The 25948-nt window shown below is 68.7% G+C and carries 26 protein-coding genes; 16 read left to right on the forward strand and 10 right to left on the reverse strand.

Annotated features, from left to right (window positions below):
- Nucleotides 1-209: 209 nt before the first annotated feature.
- Nucleotides 210-1439, reverse strand: coding sequence for a threonine ammonia-lyase (gene ilvA, locus OG504_RS21050; protein ID WP_405991220.1), 1230 nt, complete (start codon nt 1437-1439; stop codon nt 210-212).
- 163 nt (nt 1440-1602) lie between these two features.
- On the opposite strand from ilvA, the gene OG504_RS21055 reads away from it, so the two are divergent.
- The 3 genes from OG504_RS21055 to OG504_RS21065 all read left to right on the forward strand — a co-directional run bounded on the left by OG504_RS21055 (nt 1603) and on the right by OG504_RS21065 (nt 3036).
- Nucleotides 1603-2100, forward strand: coding sequence for a MarR family winged helix-turn-helix transcriptional regulator (locus OG504_RS21055; RefSeq protein ID WP_033285243.1), 498 nt, complete (start codon nt 1603-1605; stop codon nt 2098-2100).
- A gap of 149 nt (nt 2101-2249) precedes the next feature.
- Nucleotides 2250-2753, forward strand: a complete 504-nt coding sequence (locus OG504_RS21060) for a sigma factor-like helix-turn-helix DNA-binding protein (RefSeq protein ID WP_405991221.1) — start codon at nt 2250-2252, stop codon at nt 2751-2753.
- A 34-nt stretch (nt 2754-2787) separates the two neighbouring features.
- Nucleotides 2788-3036: a hypothetical protein gene (locus OG504_RS21065; protein ID WP_405991222.1), complete on the forward strand. Its 249-nt coding sequence runs from the start codon at nt 2788-2790 to the stop codon at nt 3034-3036.
- A gap of 14 nt (nt 3037-3050) precedes the next feature.
- On the opposite strand, the gene OG504_RS21070 is transcribed toward OG504_RS21065, so the two are convergent.
- Nucleotides 3051-4205, reverse strand: coding sequence for a cystathionine gamma-synthase (locus OG504_RS21070; protein ID WP_405991223.1), 1155 nt, complete (start codon nt 4203-4205; stop codon nt 3051-3053).
- Nucleotides 4206-4458: 253 nt separating this feature from the next.
- On the opposite strand from OG504_RS21070, the gene OG504_RS21075 reads away from it, so the two are divergent.
- Nucleotides 4459-5577, forward strand: coding sequence for a hypothetical protein (locus OG504_RS21075; RefSeq protein WP_405991224.1), 1119 nt, complete (start codon nt 4459-4461; stop codon nt 5575-5577).
- A gap of 166 nt (nt 5578-5743) precedes the next feature.
- Nucleotides 5744-6460 carry a peptide-methionine (S)-S-oxide reductase MsrA gene (gene msrA, locus OG504_RS21080; protein WP_405991225.1) on the forward strand — a complete coding sequence of 239 codons (717 nt, stop codon included), beginning with the start codon at nt 5744-5746 and terminating at the stop codon, nt 6458-6460.
- Nucleotides 6461-6521: 61 nt separating this feature from the next.
- Here the strand turns inward: msrA (OG504_RS21080) and OG504_RS21085 are convergent, their stop codons facing one another.
- Nucleotides 6522-7292: a hypothetical protein gene (locus OG504_RS21085; RefSeq protein WP_405991226.1), complete on the reverse strand. Its 771-nt coding sequence runs from the start codon at nt 7290-7292 to the stop codon at nt 6522-6524.
- Between OG504_RS21085 and OG504_RS21090 the strand changes: the two genes are divergently transcribed.
- Entirely contained in the window at nt 7291-7884 is a 594-nt protein-coding gene (locus OG504_RS21090; RefSeq protein ID WP_405991227.1) for a DUF4291 domain-containing protein, read from the forward strand. The genes OG504_RS21085 and OG504_RS21090 overlap by 2 nt on opposite strands.
- Nucleotides 7885-8060: 176 nt before the next feature.
- Here the strand turns inward: OG504_RS21090 and OG504_RS21095 are convergent, their stop codons facing one another.
- Nucleotides 8061-8741 carry a hypothetical protein gene (locus OG504_RS21095; protein WP_405991228.1) on the reverse strand — a complete coding sequence of 227 codons (681 nt, stop codon included), beginning with the start codon at nt 8739-8741 and terminating at the stop codon, nt 8061-8063.
- Nucleotides 8742-9087: 346 nt separating this feature from the next.
- Here OG504_RS21095 and OG504_RS21100 point away from each other — a divergent pair, with 346 nt between their 5' ends.
- From OG504_RS21100 to OG504_RS21120, 5 genes are all read left to right on the forward strand, one after another.
- Nucleotides 9088-9681: a DUF4291 domain-containing protein gene (locus tag OG504_RS21100; RefSeq protein WP_405996387.1), complete on the forward strand. Its 594-nt coding sequence runs from the start codon at nt 9088-9090 to the stop codon at nt 9679-9681.
- A gap of 649 nt (nt 9682-10330) precedes the next feature.
- The gene (locus OG504_RS21105) at nt 10331-11008 is read left to right on the forward strand and encodes a Crp/Fnr family transcriptional regulator (RefSeq protein WP_405991229.1); all 678 of its coding nucleotides are present in this window, start codon (nt 10331-10333) and stop codon (nt 11006-11008) included.
- A gap of 40 nt (nt 11009-11048) precedes the next feature.
- Nucleotides 11049-11495 (forward strand): hypothetical protein, encoded by a 447-nt coding sequence (locus OG504_RS21110; protein ID WP_405991230.1) that lies wholly within the window; start codon nt 11049-11051, stop codon nt 11493-11495.
- A 418-nt stretch (nt 11496-11913) separates the two neighbouring features.
- Nucleotides 11914-12552, forward strand: coding sequence for a hypothetical protein (locus OG504_RS21115; RefSeq protein WP_405991231.1), 639 nt, complete (start codon nt 11914-11916; stop codon nt 12550-12552).
- A 200-nt stretch (nt 12553-12752) separates the two neighbouring features.
- Nucleotides 12753-13178: a DUF4291 family protein gene (locus OG504_RS21120; protein ID WP_405991232.1), complete on the forward strand. Its 426-nt coding sequence runs from the start codon at nt 12753-12755 to the stop codon at nt 13176-13178.
- A gap of 95 nt (nt 13179-13273) precedes the next feature.
- Here the strand turns inward: OG504_RS21120 and OG504_RS21125 are convergent, their stop codons facing one another.
- Nucleotides 13274-15736 (reverse strand): PA14 domain-containing protein, encoded by a 2463-nt coding sequence (locus tag OG504_RS21125; RefSeq protein ID WP_405991233.1) that lies wholly within the window; start codon nt 15734-15736, stop codon nt 13274-13276.
- 393 nt (nt 15737-16129) lie between these two features.
- Between OG504_RS21125 and OG504_RS21130 the strand changes: the two genes are divergently transcribed.
- Complete coding sequence (locus tag OG504_RS21130; RefSeq protein WP_405991234.1) at nt 16130-16579, forward strand: DUF4304 domain-containing protein; 450 nt, start codon at nt 16130-16132, stop codon at nt 16577-16579.
- 176 nt (nt 16580-16755) lie between these two features.
- Here OG504_RS21130 and OG504_RS21135 read toward each other — a convergent pair whose 3' ends face one another.
- On the reverse strand, nt 16756-18150 hold the full coding sequence (locus OG504_RS21135; protein ID WP_405991235.1) for a hypothetical protein: 1395 nt from the start codon (nt 18148-18150) through the stop codon (nt 16756-16758).
- Nucleotides 18151-18345: 195 nt separating this feature from the next.
- Between OG504_RS21135 and OG504_RS21140 the strand changes: the two genes are divergently transcribed.
- Nucleotides 18346-19479: a hypothetical protein gene (locus OG504_RS21140; RefSeq protein ID WP_405991236.1), complete on the forward strand. Its 1134-nt coding sequence runs from the start codon at nt 18346-18348 to the stop codon at nt 19477-19479.
- A gap of 198 nt (nt 19480-19677) precedes the next feature.
- Complete coding sequence (locus OG504_RS21145; protein WP_405996388.1) at nt 19678-20613, forward strand: DUF5829 family protein; 936 nt, start codon at nt 19678-19680, stop codon at nt 20611-20613.
- 98 nt (nt 20614-20711) lie between these two features.
- Here OG504_RS21145 and msrA (OG504_RS21150) read toward each other — a convergent pair whose 3' ends face one another.
- From msrA (OG504_RS21150) to OG504_RS21160, 3 genes are all read right to left on the reverse strand, one after another.
- The gene (msrA, locus tag OG504_RS21150) at nt 20712-21224 is read right to left on the reverse strand and encodes a peptide-methionine (S)-S-oxide reductase MsrA (protein ID WP_405991237.1); all 513 of its coding nucleotides are present in this window, start codon (nt 21222-21224) and stop codon (nt 20712-20714) included.
- A gap of 74 nt (nt 21225-21298) precedes the next feature.
- Nucleotides 21299-22822, reverse strand: coding sequence for an amidase (locus tag OG504_RS21155; protein WP_405991238.1), 1524 nt, complete (start codon nt 22820-22822; stop codon nt 21299-21301).
- A gap of 79 nt (nt 22823-22901) precedes the next feature.
- The gene (locus OG504_RS21160; RefSeq protein ID WP_405991239.1) at nt 22902-23375 is read right to left on the reverse strand and encodes a glycosyltransferase; all 474 of its coding nucleotides are present in this window, start codon (nt 23373-23375) and stop codon (nt 22902-22904) included.
- Between the two features lie 44 nt (nt 23376-23419).
- Between OG504_RS21160 and OG504_RS21165 the strand changes: the two genes are divergently transcribed.
- Entirely contained in the window at nt 23420-24175 is a 756-nt protein-coding gene (locus tag OG504_RS21165; protein ID WP_405996389.1) for a tetratricopeptide repeat protein, read from the forward strand.
- A gap of 37 nt (nt 24176-24212) precedes the next feature.
- Here the strand turns inward: OG504_RS21165 and OG504_RS21170 are convergent, their stop codons facing one another.
- Entirely contained in the window at nt 24213-25031 is an 819-nt protein-coding gene (locus tag OG504_RS21170) for a helix-turn-helix transcriptional regulator (RefSeq protein ID WP_405991240.1), read from the reverse strand.
- A 164-nt stretch (nt 25032-25195) separates the two neighbouring features.
- Between OG504_RS21170 and OG504_RS21175 the strand changes: the two genes are divergently transcribed.
- Entirely contained in the window at nt 25196-25933 is a 738-nt protein-coding gene (locus OG504_RS21175; RefSeq protein ID WP_405996390.1) for an SDR family oxidoreductase, read from the forward strand.
- The last annotated feature ends 15 nt before the right edge of the window (nt 25934-25948 follow it).

The following is a 25948-nucleotide window of genomic DNA, read 5'->3' on the forward strand; positions in this document are numbered from 1 at the left end:
TCAGTCTCCACGTCGTCGGGGATTCTTTGAAAAGCCTAGGTTTGTGTCTTTTGTTCTGCCCAGGGGAGCGGCACACTGCTGCCGGCGGGCGACACGAGACACACCATAACGCGATGTATCGCGTCTCTCAACGGATTTTCTCGAGCGAGTGATGGGACGAGTGACGGGACTGGTGGCGAAGGGGCTCTGACCTCGAACGACGACCGATCTCAGTCGATGACGGTGTATCCCGCGTCGCGGAGGGCGTGGCCGACCTCGGCGCAGTGCACCGGACCCTTCGTCTCCAGATGCAGCTCGACCTCCGCCTCCGTGAGCCCGAGCCGCGGATCGGTCCGGACGTGGCTCACATCGAGGACGTTAGCGTCGACCACTGACAACACCCCGAGAAGCGTCGCGAGGGCGCCGGGCCGGTCCGTCAGCCGCAGCGTCACGGCCAGGTAGCGGCCCTGCGCGGACATGCCGTGCCGCAGGATGCGGCTGAGCAGCAGCGGGTCGACGTTCCCGCCGGACAGCAGCGCGACGACCGGTCCCTCGAAGCCCCGCGGATCGCTCAGCAGCGCCGCGACCGGGCTGGCACCGGCCGGTTCGACGACCAGCTTGGCCCGCTCCAGGCACAGCAGCAGCGCGGCGGACAGCTCGTCCTCGCTGACCGTGCGGACCTCGTCCACCAGGTCGGCGACGATCCCGAACGGCACCTCGCCGGGGCAGCCGACCTTGATGCCGTCGGCCATCGTCGCCGGGTTCCTGATCGCCACCGGGCGTCCGGCCGCCAGCGAGGGCGGGAACGCGGCCGCACCCGCTGCCTGGACGCCCACGATCCGCACGTCGGGCCGCAGCGCCTTCACGGCGACCGCGACTCCGGCCGCGAGTCCGCCGCCGCCGATACCGACGACGATCGTGCGCACCTCGGGGCACTGGTCCAGGATCTCCAGGCCGACCGTACCCTGGCCCGCGATGATGTCCGGGTGGTCGAAGGGGTGGATGAACACCGCGCCCGTCTCATGGGCGTACTCCTGCGCGGCGGCCAGCGTCTCGTCGACCACGTGGCCGTGCAGGCGCACCTCCGCGCCGTACTCCTTGGTGGCGCTGATCTTCGGCAGGGGCGCGCCCTTGGGCATGAACACCGTGGAGCGCACGCCCAGGAGTGCGGAGGCCAGCGCGACGCCCTGGGCGTGGTTGCCGGCGCTCGCGGCGACGACACCGGCGGCGCGCTCCTCGGGGAGCAGTCCGGCGATACGGACGTAGGCGCCGCGGAGTTTGAAGGAGCCGGTGCGCTGGAGGTTCTCGCACTTGAAGTGCACCGGCGAGCCGACGAGCTGGGTGAGGTGCCTGCTGCCTTCCATGGCGGTCACCCGCGCCACGCCCGTGAGCATCTTCTGGGCGCCGCGCACATCGTCGAGGGTGACGGGTCGCAAGGAGTCAGCCGTGCTGTAGCTCATGACTCAAGCATCGCAGTTCACAGGCGCACGGCACGGCTGTGACCAACCTCCGAGACTGGTTTGCGCAGCGCCGGTACGGGCTGCCTTCCATCCGCGTACCCTGTCCCCCAACCCAGCACCCCCTTCATGAAGCGAGCCCCCGGCCATGCCCACAACACCTGAAATGTCGATGGACATGACGACCGTCGGTGAACCCGGTCTCCTCGACACGCTGCAGCACGAGGTGGCGGTGTTCGCGCGCCGTGCCGAACAGACCCGGCTCGGCGGAGTCGGACAGGTGCGCAACTCCATGGACCGCGCCGCGTATCTGCTGCTCAACCGCCTGGACAAGGAAGGCCCGATGGGCGTCAAGGCGCTCGCCGCGAGCATGGGGATCGACTCCTCGACGGTCACCCGGCAGGTGGCGCCGCTCGTCGACACCGGGCTCGTCAAGCGCACCTCGCACCCCGAGGACGGCCGCGCGGTGGTGCTGCAGCTGTCCCCGCGCGGGCAGTCGCGACTGGAGGAAGTGCGGTCGTCCCGGCGTCAGTTGATGGACGAGCTGACACACGACTGGGCGCCGGAGGAGCGCGAGGTGTTCTGTGCGCTCCTCACACGCTTCAACAGCGCCCTCTCCGCGCGGATGGCGGTTCCCGGCACCGAGACGCCGTCGGCTTCCTGAAGGGCACGGGTTCTTCAGGGGCGCGGTTTTCTGAAGGCCGCGGGCACGCACGCGTGATGCCCGACTCCCGCCTTTCGTACCGAACTCTTGACCTCGCGACGGCCCTGGCCTCATATGAGACCGGGTCCTTCAGGGGGTGAGGCTGCGCGGTGCGAGAACGGCAGGCGTCCCAAGGTGCCCGCCGGGCCCGGGAGTTCGAGGCGTTCGTCGCGGGCGCGGCTGGGCGGCTGCTGCATGCCGCCACGCTGCTGACCGCGGAGGCCCCGGACGACAACCCGCGCGCGCGGCGCCTGTTGACGCTGTCCCTGGCACACACGTACGCGTGCTGGGACCGGCTGCGCGGTGAGGACCCGTACGACCGCGCCCGCCAGTACCTGGCCACCCGTTTCGCCCGCGCGGCCTGGCACCAGTACGGCGGTCTCGGCCGGGCCCGCCCGCACCCCGACAGCCCGCTGGGCGCGCTCGTGCCCCAGGAGCGGCTGATCCTCGTCCTCAGGCTGTACGAGGGGGTCGCCGAGGAACAGGCGGCCGCGCTGCTCGGGCTGCCCACGGAGCGGGTCCGGACGATCTGCGAGCGGGCGACGGCGACGCTGCTGCATCCGCCGCGCGGTCCGGCCCCGAAGGTCGGCGGGGCCAAGGTGGCGCCGTCATGAGGCCCGGAAGCTCGTGGGGCGGGGGTACGCGCGCGTGAACAGGCCCGAGCGGGAAGCGGCCGTACGGCGGATCATGGAGCGGACTCCGCCGCAGGTGCCGCCGGAGCTGTACGCCGACGTCGTACGGCGGGGCGGCCGGATGCTGCGCCACAGACGGGCCGCCCGGCGGCTGATGTGGGTGCTGCTGTGGTCGGCGGTCGTGGCGTTCACCGTGTGGGCGCTGATGGTCCATCCCTGGGTGGAGCCGCCGTCGGAGACGACCCCACCCCTGACGGGTTGGTGAGACGGACTGCCCTTCTAGCCCAGGGCCTGCTGCAGGTCCTCCAGGAGGTCCTGCACGTTCTCGATGCCCACGGAGAGGCGTACGAGGTCGCCGGGGACCTCCAGGGCCGAGCCGGCCACGGACGCGTGCGTCATACGCCCCGGGTGCTCGATCAGCGACTCGACGCCGCCCAGGGACTCGCCGAGCGTGAACACCTTGGCGCGGTTGCAGACCTCGACGGCCGCCTCCTCGCCGCCCTCGACCTGGAAGGAGACCATGCCGCCGAAGGCCCGCATCTGCTTGGCGGCGACCTCGTGACCGGGGTGCTCCGGGAGACCCGGGTAGAGAACGCGCGTCACGCGTGCGTGCCGGGTGAGCATGTCGGCGATCTTCGTGGCGTTCTCGCTGTGCCGGTCCATGCGTACCGACAGCGTCTTGGCGCCGCGCAGCACCAGCCAGGAGTCGAAGGGACCGGCGACCGCGCCCATCGCGTTCTGGTGGTACGCCAGCTCCTCACCGAGCGCCTCGTCGGCCGCGATCAGCGCACCGCCGACCACGTCCGAGTGACCACCCATGTACTTCGTCAGGGAGTGCACGACGACGTCCGCGCCGAGGGCCAGCGGCTGCTGGAGGTACGGCGTCGCGAAGGTGTTGTCGACGACGAGCTTCGCGCCCGCGTCCCGGGCGACCTGCGCGACGACCGCGATGTCGGTGATGCCGAGCAGCGGGTTCGAGGGGGTCTCGACCCAGACGACCTTCGTCTTCGGGGTGATGGCCGCCCGTACCGCCGCCGGGTCGCTGGTGTCGGCGACCGACCACTCGACGCCCCACCGGGAGACGACCTTCGCGAAGAGACGGAAGGTGCCGCCGTACGCGTCGTTCGGGATGACGACGTGGTCGCCGGGGCTGAGCAGCGTACGCAACAGGCAGTCCTCGGCCGCCAGTCCGGACGCGAACGCGAGGCCGCGGCGGCCGCCCTCCAGGGCGGCGAGGTTCTCTTCCAGGGCGGTCCTGGTGGGGTTGGCGCTACGGCTGTACTCGTAGCCGCCGCGCAGACCGCCGACGCCGTCCTGCTTGTAGGTCGAGACCTGGTAGATCGGCGGGACGACCGCGCCGGTCAGGGGATCTGCGGTGTTGCCCGCGTGGATCGCGAGGGTCTCGAAGTGCTGACTGATGTGCCTGTCGCTCATGAGCCCCGAGCGTAGTGCGCCTGCGGGGTGGACGACGATCCGGAGGTTTTCCAAAGGGCCGCGGGGGCCGGGCGGCGGAGATCTTCCACAGGGCCGCAGGGCTGGACGGCAGAGGTTCTCCACAGAGCCACAGAGCCACAGGGGCTGCGGGGCAGAGGTTTTCCACAGGACCGGGAGGCGGGCCGGCGACGGTTTTCCACAGGGCGGCGGACCGGGTTGGCCAATTGTCGGACGCGTCTGGTTCGCTTGTGGCATGGAGATTCTCTGGGTCCTGATGGCGCTGGTCATGCTGGGCTTCGTGCTGGTCCCGTTCCTGCGGCGCAGGCGCGGGGCGATCGAGCAGGTCTCGCCGGGCCATCCGGACGCCGCGGACCCGGCGACCTACGGCTTCGTGCGCGAGGAGGAGCTGGACATCCGCATGCCCGGCCCCGACCAGGACCTGCTGGACGTCCTCGACCTGGTGCAGCGCACTCAGGACTACCGCGCGGCGATGCAGTTGCTGGCCGGCACCGACATCACGGGTGAGCTGCGCTGGCAGCGTGTGCAGGCCTTCGCGGGTGCCGCGTCGCTTGAGCTGCAGCAGCGGCCCGGCGGGGTCAGCGAGACGCCGGGCGGGCAGTGGCTGCGGGTGTGGCGGCTCGAGCACCCGAAGGACGCGGGCGGCGCGGCCGTCCACGCGGAGTTCCTGGTGCAGCAGGCGTGGCGTACGTCGACGCGGGGGACGGACGAGTTCCGGATCATCATGGAGGAGGCGCGGGACGCCTGCGGACAGGCTGCGCTCCTCTCCCCCGGTGACCCGGTCCCGTACATCGTCGAGTTGTCGGTGGCCCGCGGACTGACGTATCCGCAGCCGGAGTTCGAGCAGCTGTGGCTGAAGATCCTGGACCGTGCGCCGACGCACATGGGAGCGCACCTGGCAGCGCTGCACTACTGGTGCGAGAAGTGGCACGGTTCGCGCGAGCTGGCGAACTCGTTCGCGGAGGCGGCCGCCGCGCGCGCCCCGCAGGGCTCCCTGCTCGCCGCGATGCCACTCTTCGCGGTTTTCGAGCACCTCCCCGAGGTGAACCTGGTCAACAGCTTCTACCAGAGCGAGGTCGTGGAGAAGGCGATCCACGGCGCGCTCTTCGCCGTCCACGCGGCCCGCCCCGACGACCCGATGCTGGCGCACGTCCGCCATCTCCTGGTCTTCTTCCTGGTCCGCGCGGAACGTTGGTCCGAGGCGATGAACCAGCTCATACACATCGACGGCCACGTCGGGGCGCTTCCCTGGACCCTGTCCCCGGACCCGGCGGCGGAGTTCGCGGTCTATCGGGCGCTGGCGGTGGCCGGGTACGAGGCGAACGGCGGGAGTCCGGCGAGCCTGCCGCACTGAGGGCCGGGCACTGAGCGCGGTGGGCAGGGGCCCGGGGGCCGGCTGAGCGGGGCGCCGTACGCGAGGCGCTCGTACTCGAAAGGGCGCTCAAAGGGCGGCGGAATTCTCGGCTGGGCTCGCCCGTTCAGCAGGTGCGGACCCTCGTTGTGGCCCGATTGGAGATCGTATGTTCCTGCACAGCCGTACGCCCCAACTGCCCACCGCCGAACAGGCTTTGCAGGGCCGGCCGGAGCCGGTGTTCACGGTCCCCGATCGCCACACCGTTCTCGGCGGCCCGCTGCTCGGCCCGTACCTGGAGCACTTGCAGGTCGCCGACTTCGGGCTGGGGTGCTTCTGGGGTGCGGAGCGCGCGTTCTGGCGGCTGCCGGTGGGCGTGTGGACGACGCTCGTCGGTTACCAGGGCGGGTACACGGAGAACCCCGCCTACGAGGAGGTCTGTTCGGGCCTGACCGGTCACACGGAGGTGGTCCGTGTGGTCCACGACCCGAAGCTGATCTCGTACGAGACGCTGCTGAAGACGTTCTGGGAGTCGCACAACCCGACCCAGGGCTTCCGCCAGGGCAACGACGTGGGCACGCAGTACCGTTCGGCGATCTACACCCACACCCCCGCGCAGGCAGCCGCGGCGGAAGCCTCCCGCACGGCCTACCAGCAGGTCCTCACGAGGGCGCGCTACGGCACGATCAGCACGGAGATACTCCCCGCGGAAGGCCGGGTGTTCTACCCGGCCGAGGGGTACCACCAGCAGTACCTCGACAAGAATCCGGCGGGCTACTGCGGGATCGGCGGGACGGGGGTCAAGCTGAGTACCCCGTTCGGGACGAACTCGGGGGCGACCTGCCCGACGGGCATCGCGCCCGTGCCGGCGGCAACGGAGAAGTAGCCGGCGGCACAAGCCCCGGTCCGTGAAGCGGACGGCCGTGGCACTGGCAGATCACACGGCGCTACGACCCAACTCCCCCACGCAGTCCCCACTCGTCAAGGCCGGAGTAGATGAGCGCAGTACGCGCCCTGGGAAAGGAGAGGCATTCAGCCTCCCCGGAATGGATCGCCACCAACGAGTCCCTTCCCCGCCACCAGGTGTCGGCCAACCCCCTCACCTCCCGCACCGGCTCGTAGGCGTCCAGCGCGATGCGATCGACGTCATCGCCAGTGGCCTTCGTGATGTGCTTCGCCCACATGGACGCGTGGTACGTCAGCGCTACCGACTCCACCCATCCCTCAACCGTCGCGTGAAGAGGCGTGCACCGTTCTGCATGGATACCGAACTCACCGGCCGGTCCGATCATGAATGAGTAGGGGACCGCGGTCCGCTGCACGCCTGCCTCGAACCACCACCCTTCGGACGGTGAGCCTTCGGGCGAGTCAGGATCGAAGTACTTGGGTCCTCCGTCGTACCGCGATGCGGGCGGCAGGAGCAGACCGCCCCACCGCTCTTGATAGGCCGCCATTCGGTCGATCACCGCAGCCGGGATCTCCCGGTCAAGCCACCACTGTCGGTGCTCCGCAACCGGCTGGACGTCAACCTTGACGCCGTGCGCACTGACGAAGGACCGGGCTCTTCGGGTCAGCCCGTCGGGCACATCGTTGATGAGGTGAAGATTCACCAAGGGGACACTCCTGGGGACGGCGACACGGCTGTCGGCCGTCCGGTTGCCGATGCGGTCGAAAATCAGTGGCCGTCCGGACCCGGCCGGCCTCACGCTGTACGCCATGGAAGAACCGCACCGCCGGATCCGTGCGGTCCACTCGGAATCCACGATCACCGTCTACCAGGCGTATCCCCCTGAAATCGGTCGGCCTGCCGCCCGCGAGGGCCGTTTCCCCGCCGCGTGGAAGCGGGACCGGATGACATGGATCAAGCCGTCGTTCCTCTGGATGATGTACCGCTGCGGCTGGGGCACGGAAGCAGGGCAGGAGACCATCCTGGCTGTCGAGATCACCCGTGATGGCTTCGAGTGGGCGCTGCGGCACGCGTGCCTGTCGAGTTACGTGCGCGGGGTGCACCCCGACCGAGCCGCCTGGCAGCGTCAGTTGAGGCGTGCGCCCGCTCGCGTCCAGTGGGACCCCGAACGGGACCTGCGCCTGCGACCGGTGCCGTACCGGTCGCTGCAACTCGGCCTCTCCGGTGAGGCGGTGGGACGCTACGCGGACGAGTGGACGGTCTCGCTGCAGGACGTGACCCCGCTCGTCCGCGAGATCCACGCCCTCGTCAGCGGCGGCGAACAGGACTCCGCGGCCCGGCTGTTGCCCCAGGAACACCCATATCCCGCTGGAGACGAACTTCTTGCCCACCTACGGGGATGACGGGTTGCTCCACTCACCAGCCGGCTGCGACCGATGGGTCACATGGCAGCACAGGCTCGGCGGGATGAGGATCAAGCTGAGTGACCCGTCGGGGTCCTACGGTCCCGCCTCGTGACGCGAGACGCACGACGGTAGTGACTGCCTGCGCACTGCGCAGCGGTTCGGCTGCGAGCCCGCTATGTCTGCGCGGGCCCGTCGTCGGCCCCGTCCGGCGGTGGCCCGACGGACACGGCGAGATACCGGAACTCTCCCCCTGCGCCGTCCAGTTCGGAGTACGGCTGCCAGTCGAGCGGATATGCGCCCCGCAACGTGCACATGTTCGGCTTGTAGGCGCCCTCGGCCCACAACAGCGTGCCGGCGAGCTCACGCCCCTGGTGGATCCTGAACTCCTGATCCCGAGTCTGTCCGCGGCCGACGCCGGACGGAGTCCATAGAGATGCGTCATTGGTCAGCATGATGGCAAGACCGTTCTGGTCGGACCGGCGGCAGAAGCGCTCCAGCCTGGCTATGTCCCGCACGAAGTGCAGGCGAGCGAGGTCCGCGGCGGCATGCTCCTTCAAGGTGTAGGCCTCGGCGGGAGTGCCCACCGTGCCCGTCCATCTCCGGGTGAAGTACTTGAACTCGATCGCGGTTCGGGCCGACGGGCCGATGCACAGGAGGTCCAGGTGTTCGGTGCTGTCCCCTGCCCACTGCGGTACCTCAAGCCTGGAGTGCACATCCGACGACAGTTCCCAAAGGGCCCGCGCGAAGCTGTGTTGAAGATCGGCTTCGGAGTGGAAGACCGGTCTGTTCCTGCCCAGTTGCGCCATGACGTCGCCGAGCGAGACGCGTCCGGCGACAGTTCTACCGCCGTCCATCGATGCTTTGACCACAGCGCCATCCAAGTGGCTACCCGGATGAATTCTCAAGTAGCAGCGCCATCGCGCTCCTACTCGGCGTCGCAACGGGATACACGGCAGCGCGGACTTGGTGAGAGCAGAGCCAAGCGGAGTGAACCGTTCGGGACGAACTGGGGGCGGCCTGCCCGGCCGGCGCAGCTCTGGCATCGGAAGGCACAGGCAAGTAAGCGGTGTTGACCCCAGTCCGAAGAGGGCGGCCGTGGCGTCGGCGACCAGCGCGGTGCTGCGGCAGCAGTTCTCGTCGCAGCGAACGGCGGTCGAAAATCAGTGGCCCACCGAACCGGCCGACCCCACGCTGTACGCCGTGGAACAACCGCAACACAGGATCCGTGCGGCCTACTCGGAATCCGCAATTACCGTCTACCAGGCGTACTCCCCCGAGATCGGCCTGCCCGCCGTCCACGACGGCCGTTTCCCCGCCGCGTGGAAGCGGGACCGGATGACATGGATCAAGCCGTCGTTCCTGTGGATGATGTACTGCTGCGGCTGGGGCTCCAAGGAAGGACAGGAGACCGTTCTCGCTGTCGAGATCACTCGGGACGGCTTCGAGTGGACGCTGCGCCACGCCTGTCTGTCGAGCTACACCAGCGGGGTCCACCCCGACCGTGCCACCTGGCAGCGGCAGCTGAAACGCGCTCCCACCCGCGTGCAGTGGGACCCGGAGCGGGACCTGCACCTGCGACCCATGCCGTACCGGTCCCTGCAACTCGGCCTGTCCGGCGAGGCAGCACGACGCTACGCCGACGAGTGGACCGTCTCCATACGCGACGTGACACCGCTCGCCTACGAGATCCATGCTCTTGTCAGCGGCGGCGACCTGGACTCCGCCGCGCGGCTGCTGCCCCAGGAGCACCCCTACCCCGTTGAGGACGAAACCCTTGCCCAGCTACACGGATGACGGACTGATCAAGCCGACGCCAGGCCCGCGGGTCACATGGCAGCACAGACCCGCCGGGACGGGGGTCAAGCTAAGCGCCCCGTTCGGGACGACCTGGTGGGCGCCTTGCCCGACCTGGATCGCGCCTGCTCCGGAACCCACGATGAGGTAGCTGGTGGCGCGAGCCCTTGAGGTTGCGCCGCTTGGCCTCTACCCAGCCCTGGGCGGTCGGCTCCTTCTCTAACTCTGCGGCCAGCCACTTCAGCCAACCAGGCTTCATCCGGGAGGGCCGCCCCTACGGTTCCCTGGATCGCGGCGCCTGCACACTGCCCCTCCCGCGAGCGGGCATGCCAGGCGTAGTTGGACTTCCTCAAGACCTGTACGCCGCGCGACCTGCGGCGGCGCCACTCCTTGCGAATAACTCGGCGGCCTGGAGTGCACTTGTTCCCGCTAAGCCCGCCGCCTAGCGGCCAGGCCCTCGTTGGGATATCGCATGACACGGGGATGCACCCACCAGCAAGATCACCTCGCTCTATGTCGAAACCCTCAGTAGCCAGGGGGCTCAGGACCGTGACTCAGCACCAGAGGCTTGCCCAGATCGGCACTTGATCAACGAACGACCCTCTGTAGCCTCTTCCGCAGAGTAAAGTGAAGTACTACACTTAGATACGTGAGAGATCCTTCACCTGAAAGCGGCCTCCCCCTCCTCATCGAGGACGAGGTTGCCACGCTCCAAGCTCTCGGCCACGTACTGCGATACCCCTCCGGCAGCGTCCTCTTCGGGGAGGGCGAGGAGACAGACTTCGCTCTACTCATCCGCAGCGGGCACGTCAAAGTACAGGTCGGGAACCCCCCACACATCGTGGCCCTCCGTGGCCCTGGAGAGATCATCGGAGAGATGGCGGCCGTCAGACATAAACCACGTTCGGCCAGCGTATTTGCGCTGGACGACGTAGAGGCACTGTACTTGCCCGCCACGACATGGCTTCATTTTCTGTACGCTTATCCACGCGCAATGCATGCTCAACTGATCGCCGCAGACGAACGCCTAGAAGAAGCAACTCGCAAGAGTGTTGAGTCTTTTCTCGGCGTAGAACAAAGGCTTGCCAAAGGGCTAGTCGAACTGGCTTCCAAAAAACTGGGCATCCAGACCGAGAGCGGACTATCCCTGCGGTTTAGCCAACAAGATCTCGCAGATCTAGTAGGCGCGTCTCGCGAATCGGTAGCCCAAGTCATCAGAAGATTCAAAGAGAGAAGCATTGTAACTACCGGACGCCAGGTAATTACAATTCGAGATCTCCCTTCATTGTCCCGTATCGCAGAGGGCGATTTCACCACCTCACCTTAGAGACACTACGACTTGGCACTCAAGAAAGATTTCACTCACCATGGAAATTAATAAGGACATCACAAGACATCCTCTCATTCGACGCCTAATTGCATTGAATCTAAAAACCGACGACTATCTCATCTTCGGAAGTGCTCCATTGTTGGCCCATGGCATCCGAAGCAACATCAGCGATATCGATGTGCTGGCTCGCGGTGCTGCATGGGACGAGGCATGCCGACTTGGGATTCCAGCTACAGGCACATCAACCAACAGTGGTGCTATGCATTTTTGGGGTGGGCGCATTGAGGTGTACCGTGAATGGATTTCCCCAGGCTTTGTGTTTGAAGATCTAATGAAGCGTGCGGACTGGATCGGCAGACTGCCGTTTGCATCTCTCCCCGATGTTGCCGCGTACAAGAGGAAGCTGATGCGCCCTAAAGACGTAGATGACCTTCGGGCCATACAGAGAAACACTGCCAGAGTCTCGAACAGGGCCGTCAGCTGACGGAGCCGCCAACAGCAGTTAACCACGCAGAGCATCGTGACACGCAGGAGCGTCGATGTCCCACCACACCACCGTCGGATCTGGTGCCCCGGAACGTCCCCTCTGTCTGCGTCGCGATCACGTCGAAATGGAGCGGCGACTGGAAAGGATTGAACGCGCAATCGACCTTCTCTTCGTCGCACTGACGATTCTCTGCTGGATTACGGCTTCTTCCCTGTTCGGGATAGCCGTCTACCAATTCATCGTAAGGCAGAGCGGTCCCATGGCGGGCGGTGGTGCTGCTCTGGCAACGCTCCTCTACGGTGGTGCAGCGTGGGGGCGCCACAGAGTAAGAATTCGCAGAGAAGAACGCAGGGACACTGGAATCGCCCACTAGACGGGAACCTGTGGATAGCATCAAAACGAGCTGGGAGAACGCATGGAATTTGACGGCCTGACCAGGCTGTGTCTGTTCGTAGATGTGCAAGGGTATGGCCAACGGCCCATGGCAGACCAGTCGCGCATTCAAGGATGGCTTGTTGAGGTCATCGAGAGAGCCCGCGAGGGGGCCGGCCTCAGCAAAGAAGAGGTCGTCAAGCAGGATCAGGGTGATGGGGCACTGCTACTCATCCACCCGCACATTCCCATGCCGCGAGTTCTACCCCGCCTGGTATCTGCACTCGTGGAAGCAGTCGAGTGGGTAAATGAGCCGCTACGGGAAACATCCCGAATCAAGCTGCGTGCCGCATTGGACGCTGGCGTTGTACATCAAGCGGCGAATGGATACGTAGGCCGGGCAATCGTCTCCGCAGCAAGGATCGTAGGTTCCGGTCCATTGCGAACGGCCCTGAATGGAACACACGGTATTTCAGTCGCTCTGGCCATATCCGACAGCCTCTACCAGGATGTCGTGATGAGTGGCCTGCCAGGTCTGCCGTCCGGAAAATTTCAGGAAATCGCGGTCCAGGAAAAGGAGTATGCCGGATGGGCCTGGCTCCTGGTACAACGTGAGAGCAATTCAGTCGCGACTATCCAGGAACCCCATGACAAATCACGTCCAAACTCTGAGGAGCATTGAGTTGCCGCTCGCGCCCAACTTCCCGGCAAGCGGCGTTGCGAGTGGAGAGGCAGGGGTACGATCGACGGGCTCACCGGCTCTCTCAATCAGGAGGCCCTTCAAGGCCCACCAGGCAGGCGCCTGGGCAGTGCTGACATCACATCCACACGACAGCGAGCACCAAGACGTCTGACCGGCCAACCCGTCGATCGTGCCAGTACGTGGATGATGGACCGCTCGGGCACGAAGTCGGGCAGGAGACAGTTCTTGCTGTCGAGATCACCCGCCACGGCTTCGAGTGGGTGCTGGGCCACCCATGCCTGTCGAGTTACGTGCGCGGGGTGCACCCCGACCGAGCCGCCTGGCAGCGTCAGTTGAGGCGTGCGCCCGCTCGCGTCCAGTGGGACCCCGAACGGGACCTGCATCTGCGACCGCTGCCGTACCGGTCGCTGCAACTCGGCCTCTCCGGTGAGGCGGTGGGATGCTACGCGGACGAGTGGACGGTCTCGCCGCAGGACGTGACCCCGCTCGTCCGCGAGATCCACGCCCTCGTCAACGGCAGCGAACAGGACTCCGCGGCCCGGCTGTTGCCCCAGAAACACCCGTGTCCCGTTGGAGACGGACTTCTTGCCCACCTATGGGGATGACGGGTTGCTCCACTCGCCAGCCGGCTGCGACGTAGCCGGCTGGCGAGTGGACGCGCGAACGTGCGGTGCTCAGCGGTGGGCGCCGCCCCCGCGCCTCACAGTGAGAAGCCGTAGGCTCCGGCGCCGTATGTCACGGCTGCGGTTGTGCCGTCGGCGATGACTCCGGTGATCCGGAAGTACGTCGTGTCGCCGTGGACCCGCGGCACGTAGGCCTTGTAGAGGGGGTCCTTGGAGCTCGCGACAGTGCTGACCCGTTCGTAGGTGTGGGTGGACGGGTTCCACTTGTCCAGCTGGTACTCGGTGATGGTGCCGCAGAGGGTCTCCTCGTCGCAGGTCCACTGAACGTAACCGAGCTCGCCCACGGTCTCGGGGTTGGCGATGGTGAGCGGGCCGGTGTGCTCGCCGCGGGCTTCTTCGGGCCTGTTGTCGGGTTCGGTGACGGTGACGGTGGTGGCGTCGGCCCAGGCGATGTGGTTGTCCCAGCGGTCGAGCGCCGCGACCATGAAGGTCACCGTCTCGCCGTCCGGGGGTCCCGCGCACAGCAGCTCGTTCGGTACGTCCCTGTCCGGGAACGTCGACCCGGCGTCGCTGCACCCGGTGCTGTCGTAGTGGATGCTGCCGTCGGGCCGCTGGACGACGCGGGCGGCGACGTAGCTCAGACCGCTCTCGGCGGGCGTGTCCCAGCTCAGCACGATGCCGTCCGCACGCGGGGTCGCGGTCAGGCCGGTGAGCGCGGGCGGGGGAACGCTGTCGGGGGTCACCGTGACCGGGTCCGACATCGGGGACACGTTGCCGGCGGCGTCGGTGACCACGGCGGCGTAGGTGTAGGTGGTGCCGTCGAACGCCGGCAGTGCGTCCGTGAAGCTGTCGATCGACGGTGAGGCCGCCGTCACCGTGGCGAGGAGTGCGGGGTCGTCGCCGAGGGTGTCGCCGGTGGAGCGGTAGAGCTTGAGGGTGCCGCCGTTGCGCAGCTCGTTCGGGGTGAGTTCGCTGGGCAGGTACCAGCTGATGTCGAGGGAGCCGGCCGTCCCCGGCTTGTGGGACACGGCGAGGACGGGGGCGGCCGGAATGACGGTGTCGGGCGGGGTGACGGTCAGGACGGGGGTCCGCTCGGACGCGTTCCCCACGCGGTCGGTGGCCACAACGACGTACTGGCGGGGCCTGCCGTCGGTTGCCACGTCGGGGTCGGTCCAGGTGGTCTTGTTGGTCGGCCCCATGGAGATCCAGCCGCCGTCCGCGACCTGCCGGTACACCTGATAGGGATAGGCAGCGAGATCCATCTCCTTGTTGGGCGCCCAGGTGACGGTGGCGGAGCCGGCGGCCTCGTCGTACGCCACCTTCGTCCCGGACGGCGCGAGCGGGGCGACGTTGTCCGGGCCGGGTGCGCCGGGCGTGTAGGCGAACTTGACGGCCGCGGAGCCGGTCCAGTTGACGTAGTCGACGCGGAGGACGTGGGTGCCGCGGGGGACGGTCAGGGTGACGGTCTTGGAGACGGTGGCGGTGCCGTTCTTCCACAGGTCGATCTTGCGTACGCCGTCGAGGTAGACGCGGATGCCGTCCTGGCCGGAGGCGGTGAACGTGAAGGGGCCGCCGGAGCCGAAGTCGCGGGTGATCTGCCAGCGGACGCCGAAGTTGTCCTTGCCGACGCCGGACACGCCGGGCGCGTTGGCGCCCCAGTTCTCACTGATCGCCGTGTCCGTGTCGGTGCGCTTCGGGGTGCCGGTGAGGGTGGTGTTGGCGAAGTACTGGCGCAGATAGGTCGGGTTGCCGGTGACCGAGACGTCGGCCGTTCCCGCCGAGGTGTTGCCCGACTTGTCGACCGCGCGGACCTCGTAGAGGTGGGTGGTCGTGCCTGCGGTGGTGTCGGTGAAGGTCGTGCCGGTGACCGTGGCGACGGGGCTGCCGAAGGAGGTCTGGTCGGGGGTGCGGCGGTAGACGCGGTAACCGGCCACGTCCATCTCCTTGTTGGCCGACCAGCGCAGGAGGTTCCGCTTGGCGCCGGCGTCGCGCGCTATCGACAGCCCGGTCGGCGTGAGAGGGGCGACCCGGTCCACGGTGGCCCCGGTGCGCGGGGTGTAGCCGAACTTGACGGCGGCGGCACCGGTCCAGTTGACGTAGTCGACGCGCAGGGTGTGCGTGCCCTTGGGGATGGTCAGGTTGACGGTCTTGGAGACGGTGCCGGTGCCGTTCTTCCACAGGTCGATCTCGCGCGTGCCGTCGAGGTAGACGCGGATGCCGTCCTGCCCGGACGCGGCGAACGCGAAGGGCCCCCCGGAGCCGAAGTCGCGGGTCACGGTCCAGCGGACGCCGAAGTTGTCCTTGCCGACGCCGGACACGCCGGGCGCGTTGGCGCCCCAGTTCTCACTGACCGCCGTGTCGCAGTCCGTGCGCTTCGCCGCACCCGAGAAGGCGGTGTTCGCGAAGACCTGCCGGGTGTAGGTGTTCGTCGTGCAGGCCGCCGCCGACGCCGGCGAGGTGGCCACCGCGGCGAGACCGCCCGTCAGCACGGTCACCACCGCGGTCGCGGCGGCCAGACGGGATCTTCCGACACTGCTCACTGAGTCCCCTTTTGGACACGTGGCTGCCCCGCAGGCAGTCCTACCGGGATAGGGGATTCATGAGAGCAGCCTGTGGTTGTACGGCCAAGCGTTTTCTTGTCGCTTTCGATGGCGGGGCATCGGGTGGCTGTGGCAATTGTCACGCTTCGCCTCAACTGCGGCCGCCGGACCGCCTGTTCGCGCCATCCAGGCCCGCGCCAACTGCCGCGACCAGGACTCCTCGTCCCGGCTGTCGCCACAGGAACACCCATATCCTGTCGGAGAAGAACTTATTGCCCACCTACGGGGATGACGGTTTGCTTCACTCACCAGCCGGCTGCGACCGATGGGTCATACGGCAGCACAGGCCCACCGGGACCGGAGCGTCCCGCCCGACCGTCGTAGCGCCGACCGATGGCTGACGGCTCCGCGCCCACCGCGCAGCAGGCGTTCACCGCACTGATGCGCGCACGGATCGCTCCCGGTCTGCGCGCGCTCGGCTTCAAGGGTTCGGGGCAGACGTACGAACTCCCCCATCTCGAGACCTGGGCGCTCATCGGCTTCCAGAAGGCCGCGCACAACACGGCGGGGCAGGTCGAGTTCACCCTCAACGTCACCGTGGCCGACAAACTCGGCTGGGCCCAGGCCCGCAGACGCGAGCCGCACCTCCCCGCCCGCCCCAGCCCGAACACCGTCTACGGCCCCGCCGCCTGGCACAGCCGCATAGGCCGGCTCCTCCCCGCGAACCGCGACACCTGGTGGACCATCTCGGCCACGACCGACCCCGAGCCCGTTGCCCGCGGGGTCATCAGCGCGGTGACGGAGTACGCGCTGCCGGCGATCCGGGAGCGGCGGCGATCATGAAGTACCGGGCTGGACAGCCGAGTTGGTGAGCTGACACGCGAGCGGTGCTGCGGCCGGTCGCAGGCCGCCGTAGCGAACGGCTGTCGCAGACGTACGGCCGTCGCAGGTGAACGGTGGTCGCAGGTGCACGGCGGTCGGAAACCGGTGGCCTGCTCTGTGTTTCTGCGCCGTCCGCGTCACCGAGGGACACCCGCCTCGTCGAGGTACTCATGCATGGTCGCCGCGGGAAGGCTCGGGTTGCTGAGGGCGCGGGCGACGGTTTCCGGATTTCGGCAGCTCTGGAGGATGAGGTCCACCGGCAGGGCGGGGTGCCCGGCTGCCATGGCCCGAACCCGCTCGTCGGCATCGGTGAGCAACCGGACCACCGCGTCGGCGGGCGCTTCGGAGTCGAGTCCCACCAGCCACCGCCTGTTCGGGTCCGGGTCATCGGCGAAGCGTCGTCCGTTGCCCGCCCGCGGGAAGTTCGGGTGGCCCAGGAGGCCTCCCTTGGTGATGACCCGGCAGTCCAGAAACGTCTGCAGCACCACCTCGCCGTCGACAGTCGGCTGGTTCTCACAGAGCAGGAGTCGTACGGGGTAGTCGTCATCCCTGGACAGCAGATCCACAGCGTCGGCGGGCAGGTGCGGGCTGTAGGCGGCGCTGCGCCGAAGCAGCGTGTTGGACGACTCGGCGCACTGGCGCAGGACGTCGGGATCAGCGCAGAGGCGAACCCATTCGACGGGATGGAGCCGGTCCGACGGCGTGATGGTGACGTCGATGGCGGTGCGTTCGGGCTCCGTCAGCTCGGGTCGTGCCGACACCGCCAGCCGGACACTGTGTGCGTCGTCGTTCGCCAGCGTCCTGACGATGTCGATGGGAACGTTGAGGTTGGCCGCCAGCTCTCGCCGGTCCTCCTCTTCCGTGCTTGCCGCACACCGTTCGGCGGTCGCCGCGCTCATCGCGCCGTACCTGATCACCTCCTGCCGGGCGAAGTGGCCGAGTTCCGCGCCGAGAAGAAGGTCCGTCAAGCCCGCTTCATCACGGCAGCCCCGCATCATGGCCGCCTGACGTACCGCGTCGTCGGCGTCACGGAGCAGACGGCCTCGCGCGTCCTCGGGCAGCAGGGACCACTGGTCGCAGGCCGCACGGCGAAGGTCCGCGTCCTGGTGGTCGGCGAGCGCGGCGACCAGGGCTGGGTCTGTGTGGCGGCACCGGGCCGCGCTTCGCCGGACTTGTGCTTCCGGATCGGCGAGCAGGCGCTGCTGGACGGCCGACGGCAGGGGCTCCACAGGGATACGGAACCAGTCGGGTCCGTCGGCCAGAGCGCGGCGGACACGTGGATCGGGATCGTCCACGAGCCGAGCGCGTTGTTCCGCCGTCACTCCGGGGTTCGCGGCGAACGCCGTCCGCAGCCTGGGGTCGGGATGCGCGACGACGGCGTTCACCACCTCGTCCGGCAGAGCGCGCCAGGCGATCGTGTCCCAGGCCGCCATGGCTTCCTCGCTCAGCAGCCTGATCAAGACCTCGGCCGGCGCCGCGGGATTTCGCGCGATCGCGGCAAGGGTCTCGCGACGGCCTCGATCCCCGTCCATGGTGCTCCTCCCCCTTTTCCCCAACGGCCGTTCCCCCAGGAGCCGTCGCGGGCCCGCAGATTGTGCGCATGCCGCGTGGACAAGGTCAACATCGGCCAGCGCGTGCCTGCTTCGGGGGGGGGCGTCAGCGCCTCCTTCTAGCGATGTCAGTGGCTCCTTCTACCGATGTCGGTGGCTCCTTCTACGCTGCGGGGCATGAGCAGATGGATGGGGAACACCCAGGTACTGACGGAACAGGCCGCTCAGTACCGGGCCCTCGCCGCGCGCGGCGACCTGTCGGCGCTGTCCCGCGCCGTCATGCGGGCCGCATGTGACAACGGCGCCATGACGGGCGTCGGGTCCGAGAACATGGAGCTCCTACGGGCACTGCCCGACCAGGACCGGCTGGAGCTCGCCGGCATATGGGCCGGTTGGTACGCCCAGGTGGAGGACGACTGGTCGGCCGAGGAGTTCCGGCGGGATCCGGAATACCTTCGAGCCGAACTGCTGGTGGTGGCCTCCGGAGTCGTCCGCGGCCTCGACGGGGACCTGTTCGCGGCCGAACGTCAGGAACAACTCCTCCGGTTGAGCCACGAGTACCTCATCTGGTCGTCCCACCGGGTCTGGGAACTGGCCGACGCGGAACTCGGCGCCGGACGCACCCCCGGTCCGGAGATCCTGGCCGCCTTCCGGCGCACGAGAGCCGCGGCGACCCTGCCACAGTTCCGGCGCACCCACGCGGCTGCGAACGGCGCCGAACCCGGTATGAGGAGTCTGCTGGCCAGGTTCCCCGGTCCGGTGCTCAATCCCGGGGAGGCGTGGAGCGACCAGGCGCTCAAGGAAGCGACCGCCGGAGGAGAGCACTGGCGGCGGCTGCTGGCACATCCCGCTCCCGCGACCGCCGCCGCACCGTCGGCGACGTGGACACAGACCGGGTCAGCACTGCTGGACGCCGTCGGCCCGGAGACGGCACGGCGGGCCGTGCTGAGGTGGTTCGAGCTCGCGGGTCTGAATCGAACGGTCCCGCTGCTCGGCCACCCGCACCTCGGGTTCGATGTGAACACGCGCTTCGACCCCTACAACTCCCACGTCCTGCGTGGACTCGCCTGGCTGCTCTCCCTCCTGCCGCCTCGGGCAGACACGGTCCATGCCCTCGTCGGCCTCGTCGAGACCGCCCTGGACCATCGGTCGGGGGACGCTCCCCGCTCACCTCAGGTGGCCGAGGCGGGCATCGTCGCCCTGTCCCGGACCGAGGACCGGACAGCACGGGCAGAGCTGGAGACCCTGCGCGGATGGGTCACGCACAAGGGCACCTTGCAGCGCATGGACAAGGCACTCGCTGCCCGCTGATCAGGCCGCGGTTTCCTTCCATGACACCGACCCGGCTCGCGCACGGGAGCCAGGCCCTCGTCCGCGGTGGCGAACTGGACTCCGCCGCCTGCGGCCAATGGGGCACATGTCAAGCATTTAGGCCTCGTTCACAAAGACCGGCGGCCGCGCCCTCCCCGTCCTACGATCCCGCACATGCTGATTCGTCGCGCACTACGGATGATCATCGTGCTCGCCGTGGCTCTCGCCGGAGCGATCGGGGGTGGGGTGGGGACGGCACAGGCCGAGGGGACCCGGGGCCCGGGCGGCTCGTACGATCGGCAGTTGCTGTTCTACAACCACTCCTTCGGCGTCTTCGACCGGGTCACCGCCGACGCCATCGAACACTCCGACTACCTGCGGGAGTTCGCCAACTTCCAGGTCCGCACCACGACCGGTACCGGCGGCCAGACCTGGACCGGCCGCTACCTGATGGGCCGCGAGACCTACCTGGAACTGCTCGGGATCGGTGACGTCCCCGGCCAGGACGGCACGCTCGGCGCCGCCGGACTGGGCCTCTCGGTCGAGCACGCGGGCGACCTGGCGACGGTCAAGGAGCGGCTGAAGGACGAGGGGGTCGCCGAGCCCGTCGACTTCCTCCAGACCAAGGACTTCGGTGACGGTGTGCCCGTGCCGTGGTTCGACGCCGTCCTCACGACCGATGTGTACGACGCCTTCGACGCCTGGGGGATGGAGTACCGGCCGGAGTACTTCGCCGATCCGCGCAGCAACACCGAGCCGCCGAGTTTCCCCGGTGACGTCGGCCGGGAGCGCTACCTCTCCGACGACTACCGCACCCACCTCATGCGGGACGTGACCGCCGTCCGGATCGCGGTCACCCCGGGCGACCTCGCCGACACCGTGCCGCTGCTGCGGGCCGGCGGGTTCACCGTCCGGACCGTGACGGGTGGCGGGGTCGTCGCGGAGGGCGGCGGCACCGCGATCCGGTTCGACGTCGTACCCCGCGAGCAAGCGGGATACGAGCAGGTCGACATGTCACTGAACCGGCCCGTGAAGGACCGGCACGTGGAGCAGATCGGCAACTCCACCCTCACCGTCGGCCCCGGCAGCCACGCCGTGTGGACGTTCGCCAAGAACGGCACGACCGCCCGCTAGGCGCGGGGCCACCACCCGCTGGGCAGAGGCGTGCGCCCCCTTCCGCCGAAGGAAGGGGGCGCACGCCTCTGGATGTTGTTGTACTGCTCGGCTCGGCGTCAGCTCTCCGTGCGGGCCGGCAGTCGCCACCCCGGCCGCGGGAAGTGGCAGGTGTAGCCGTCCGGGTACCGCTGGAGGTAGTCCTGGTGCTCGGGCTCGGCCTCCCAGAAGGGGCCGACCGGCTCCACCTCGGTGACGACCTTGCCCGGCCACAGGCCCGACGCGTCCACGTCAGCGATCGTGTCCTCGGCGACGCGCTTCTGCTCGTCGTCGACGTAATAGATCGCCGAGCGGTAGCTGAGGCCGATGTCGTTGCCCTGGCGGTTCTTGGTGCTCGGGTCGTGGATCTGGAAGAAGAACTCCAGGAGCGCGCGGTAGTCGGTCTGCTCCGGGTCGTAGAGGATCTCGATGGCCTCCGCGTGCGTGCCGTGGTTACGGTACGTCGCGTTCGGCACGTCTCCCCCGGTGTAGCCGACCCGGGTCGCCGTCACGCCCGGCAGCCGGCGGACCAGCTCCTCCATCCCCCAGAAGCATCCGCCCGCCAGTACGGCCCTCTGCGTCTGCGCAGCCATTGCGACCCTCCAATTTCCGTCAGCTCGATCACTGGGTCAGTTCGGTCACTCGGCTCGTCGGTCACCGGCATCCTTCACCCAGTGTGCTCAACACACGAGGGGTCCGCGCGATTCCTCGACCGGCCCGCCCGTACGCCCTGCTCCGGCGCCCGGAACCCGCCGATCCGTTCCTCCAGCAGTTCGGCCAGCCGCAGCGGGGTCCGGTCCTCGAACATCGGGCCGACGATCTGCACGCCCACCGGCAGCCCCTCGGGCGATCGCCCCGCCGGTACGGCCGTGACGGGCAGCCCGGGCATGGTGGCCAGGCCGGCCCAGACCAGCTGGTCGAAGTACGGGTGCGCCACGCCGTCGATGTCGAGCCGGCGTGCCAGCGGATCGGGGTCGTGGTCGTGCGGGAACGCGGGCGTGGGCGTCACGGGACACACCACGGCGTCGAACGCGCCGAAGAGCCGCCGCCAGCCGTGCCGGTGCAGCTCGCGGCGGTTGTTCACCTCCATCCAGTCCCGGTGACTGAGCACCATGCCGCGCAGGCGCGCCGCGTCGAGGCTGTGGTCGTCCGGGCTCAGTCCCGCGGCGCGGACGCGAAGGTGCTCGTACTCCTCGACGGGGAACCGTGCGACGGAGCCCGAGAACAGCAACTGCGTGTAGAGCAGGGCGGCTTCGGCCAGATCGGGCAGCAGCGGACTGTGCCCTTCGACGCGGGCACCGGCGTCGGCGAGCGCGTCGGCCACCCGGTGCACGCCCGCCCGCACCGCGGACCCGGTCGGGATGAACGGATGCTCGTCGAGGACCAGGACCCGGAAGTCGCCGAGCCGCTCGTGGCGCGCGGGCGGCAGCGTGACGTCGTAGGCGACACCGCGGGTCAGCGGGTCCGGTCCGGCCATGACGTCGAGGAGGAGGGTGAGGTCGCGGGCGGTGCGCGCCATCGGGCCGACGACGGCGAGGTCGTGTTCGACCGGGAGCGCCGGCGTGGTCGGCGGGACCATGCCGCGCGTGGCCGCCAGCCCGAGCGTCGGCTTGTGGGCGTAGACACCGCAGAAATGCGCGGGGGTGCGCAGCGAACCGGCGAGGTCGGACCCGATGGACAGCGCGCCGAACCCGGACGCCAGGGCCGCCGCCGATCCGCCCGAGGAGCCACCCGACGTACGGCCGTGGTCCCAGGGGTTGTTGGTGGTGCCGTAGATCTCGTTGAAGCTCTGGATGTCCTGCAGCCCGAACGGCACGTTGGTCTTGCCGAGGACCACCGCGCCCGCGGCCCTGAGCCGTGACACCTGTACCGCGTCCTCGGCGGGTACGTACGTCCGGTGCGCGGGCATGCCCCAGGTCGTGGGCAGTCCGGCGATGTCGTAGGACTCCTTGACCGTCACGGGGATGCCGAGCAGCGGCCGGTCCTCGCCGCGGGCGCGGGCCTGGTCGGCGGCGCGTGCGGCGGTCCGGGCACGGTCGAAGTCCGGTACGCAGACCGCGTTGATCTCTTTGTCGTGCCGTTCGATACGGGTGATCGCCTCGTCGGTCAGTTCCGCCGAGGACACGTCACCGGCGCGCAGGGCGGTGGCGAGTTCTTCGGCGGTCGGGAGATTCCACTGGTTCCGCTCCATGGATCCGACCGTAACGACCATGGGGAGGAGCCACGAAATACCTTTTCGCGCAACGGAGTTGGCGCTTCGTGTCCCGTCGTCAGCCGCTCTGCGACAGGCCTTCGACGCTGTCCTTCATGAGGGCCGAGTACTGCGCGGACATCTTGTCGACGTAGGTCTGGAGGTTGAACTGGCGCTCGACATGTCTGCGCCCTTCCTGGCCGAGGCGGCGGGAGAGGTCCGGGTCCAGGAGCAACGTCCGTACCCGGTCGCTCAGTTGGCCGAGATCTCCGGGTGTCACCACGTAGCCGGTCCGGCCGTGGACGACGGTTTCCGGCAGGCCTCCGGTGGCCGTGACGACGACGGGGCGGCCGGCGGACATCGCCTCCAGGGGCGCGAGTCCCAGCGGCTCCGGGTAGTCCGAGGGGTAGACGACGACGTGGGAGCGGGCGTAGAGGCCGGGCATCTTCTCCTTGGGCGCGGGCACCAGGTCCACGTGGGACCGCAGTCTCAGGTCGTCGATCAGCCGGTTCAGCCGTACCAGGAAGCCCTGTTGTTCCTCGTGCCAGTCCACGACCTCGTGCGGGCTGGTCAGGACCGCCGAGGATCGCCGCCGGTCTGATCGACCTGGGTCTCGTGCGCTGGCGGCAGGGACGGCTCACCGCATCCGTGGACCTGTACCGCGAGGCGCTGCGGCTCCTGGAGCAGACCCCGGGAGGCAGCGAGCCCGCGCGCCGCAACCCGACGGCGTTCGTCCACCAGTCGCTGGGGCTGGCCCTGCTGGACTCCCACGACCTGGAGGGAGCCGAACAGCACCTGCGGACCGCCCTGGACATCCTGGAACGCGCCGGGTACGCGGCCGGGCACCCGGTCGTCCTCTCCTCGTCCGTCCATCTGGGCGAGACGCTCAGGCAGCGGGCGGCGAGGTTCCGGGGCCACCGCGACCGGCGCTCCACCAGCGCGCGTGAGCGCTCGTTCCCGGGGGAACGCGAGGCCGAGCGGCTGCTCGCGGAGGCGAAGCACATCTTCGACGAGGTGCTGTCCGCACCGCACATGAACGGCGACCGGGACCACCCCGACCGGGCCTGCGCCCTGGTCCGCTACTCGCACCTGCTGCACGAACTGGGCAACAGCGAGGCCGCGATGACGGAGGTCACGAACGCGATCGGGATCTACACCGGCAAGTACGGGGCCCAGCATCCCTATGTGGCCGAGGCCCGGTACCGCAGGGCACTGATCCTCAAGGGATCCGGCGGGCAGCCCCAGCGCTGGCAGGACGACCTGACGACGGCACGCGAGATCTACGGCCGGATCCACCCCGCGGACCACCCCCTCATCGGGCAGATCGAGGAGGAACTGCGGGACGCGCCCTGAGCGGGCGGGTCCGGCGCTACTTCACACAGCCGACAGGTCACCCCGCGTCGGCGAAATAGATCACCAGCGTCTGTTCCGGCTGTTCGGCCAGGTGGAAGGCCGTGTAGGTGTAGGTGACCGGAGTGGTGTGTCCGGGTGGGCGCAGGCGTTTGCTGCCGCTGTGGCGGGCCTGCACCTCGTACCGGGGCCACCAGGAGCGGGCTTCCGGGCTGTGTTCGTGGAGTTCGTCGACGAGGCGGGTGTAGCGCGGGTCGGTGGGATGCCGGCCGGCCAGGGCGCGGAGGCGGGCCAGCAGGCCTCGCGCCTCGGGTTCCCAGTCGGCCAGGACGTCCCGGGCCAGGGGTTCGAGGAACACCCAGCGCAGGAAGTTCGGGAGCCGGTCCGTGGGCGCGGTGAGGTTCGGGAACAGGTCGGCGGCGGGCTGGTTGTGGGTGAGCACGTCGTAGTTGCCGTCGATGATGTACGCCGGGTGCGGCCGCAGCAGGAGGGGGACCGACGCCACCTCGGTGGTGAGGGGCTCGAAGGGCTCGGGGTCGGTCGGTGGGGTGTGGTGACCGGCCAGGTGGAGCAGGTGGTCGTGCTCGTGCCGGTTCAGGCGCAGTACCGAGGCCAGGGACTCCAGTACCTGCTCGGAGGCGCGGATCTCCCGGCCCTGTTCCAGGTACGTGTACCAGGTCGCGCTGATCCCGGCGAGCAGGGCGAGTTCCTCACGCCGGAGACCTGGCGTGCGGCGGCGACCGGTCCGCGGGAGGCCCACCTCGTCCGGCGTGACACGTTCCCGGCGGCTGCGCAGGAACGCGCCCAGTTCCTGACGCCGGTCCGGCTGTTCGGCCAACGGCCGCGAATGGTTCGGCATCTGTGTGGGAGCCCTTATTCCAGAATAAACACGGGTCTGGATACCAGGCTAAGCGCGTTCCACACTGAGGCCAAGGGATCGATCGAGCAACAGAAATCAGGAGGTCCGCCATGTCCGGAATCGACGGAGTAGACGGGATCGACGGGATCGACGGAGTAGACGGGATCGACGGGATCGACGGCAAGGTCGTGGCGATCACCGGTGCCGGCAGCGGTATCGGGGAGGCGACCGCGCTGCTGCTGGCCGGGCGGGGTGCGCGGGTGGTGCTGGGCGGCCGCCGGGTGGAGCGGCTGGCGGAGGTGGCGGCCCGGATCGAGAAGGCGGGCGGTGTCGCCGCACCGATCCGTACCGACGTGACCCGGCGGGACGATCTGCACGCCCTGGTCGCGCTGGCCCGTGAGCGGTTCGGGCGGCTCGACGTGCTGTTCGGCAACGCGGGCGTCGGCCCGATCTCGCCCCTCGACGATCTGCGGGTCGACGAGTGGGACGAGATGGTCGACGTCAACGTGAAGGGGCTGCTGCACGGGATCGCCGCCGCGCTGCCGGTCTTCCGCGCGCAGGGCTCCGGCCACTTCGTCACCACCGCGTCGACGGCCGGGCTCCGCGTCGCGCCGAACATGGCCGTCTACGCCGGCACCAAGTTCGCGGTCCGGGCCATCTGCGAGGGGCTGCGCCAGGAAGCGGGCGCGTCCCTGCGGGTGACCACCGTCTCCCCCGGTGTGATCTCCACCGGCTTCGCCGAGGCCTCGACGAACACCCGGGTCAGGGAAGAGATCACGGACATGCGGGACCGCCTGGCGATCCCGCCCGACGCGATCGCCCGTGCCGTCGCCTTCGCCATCGAGCAGCCGGCCTCCGTCGACGTGAACGAGATCGTCGTACGACCCACCGCACAGGCCTGATCCGCGTCGGCCACG

Origin of the sequence: Streptomyces sp. NBC_00986 (assembly GCF_045162565.1) — a bacterium.
In the GTDB taxonomy this organism is placed as follows: domain Bacteria; phylum Actinomycetota; class Actinomycetes; order Streptomycetales; family Streptomycetaceae; genus Streptomyces.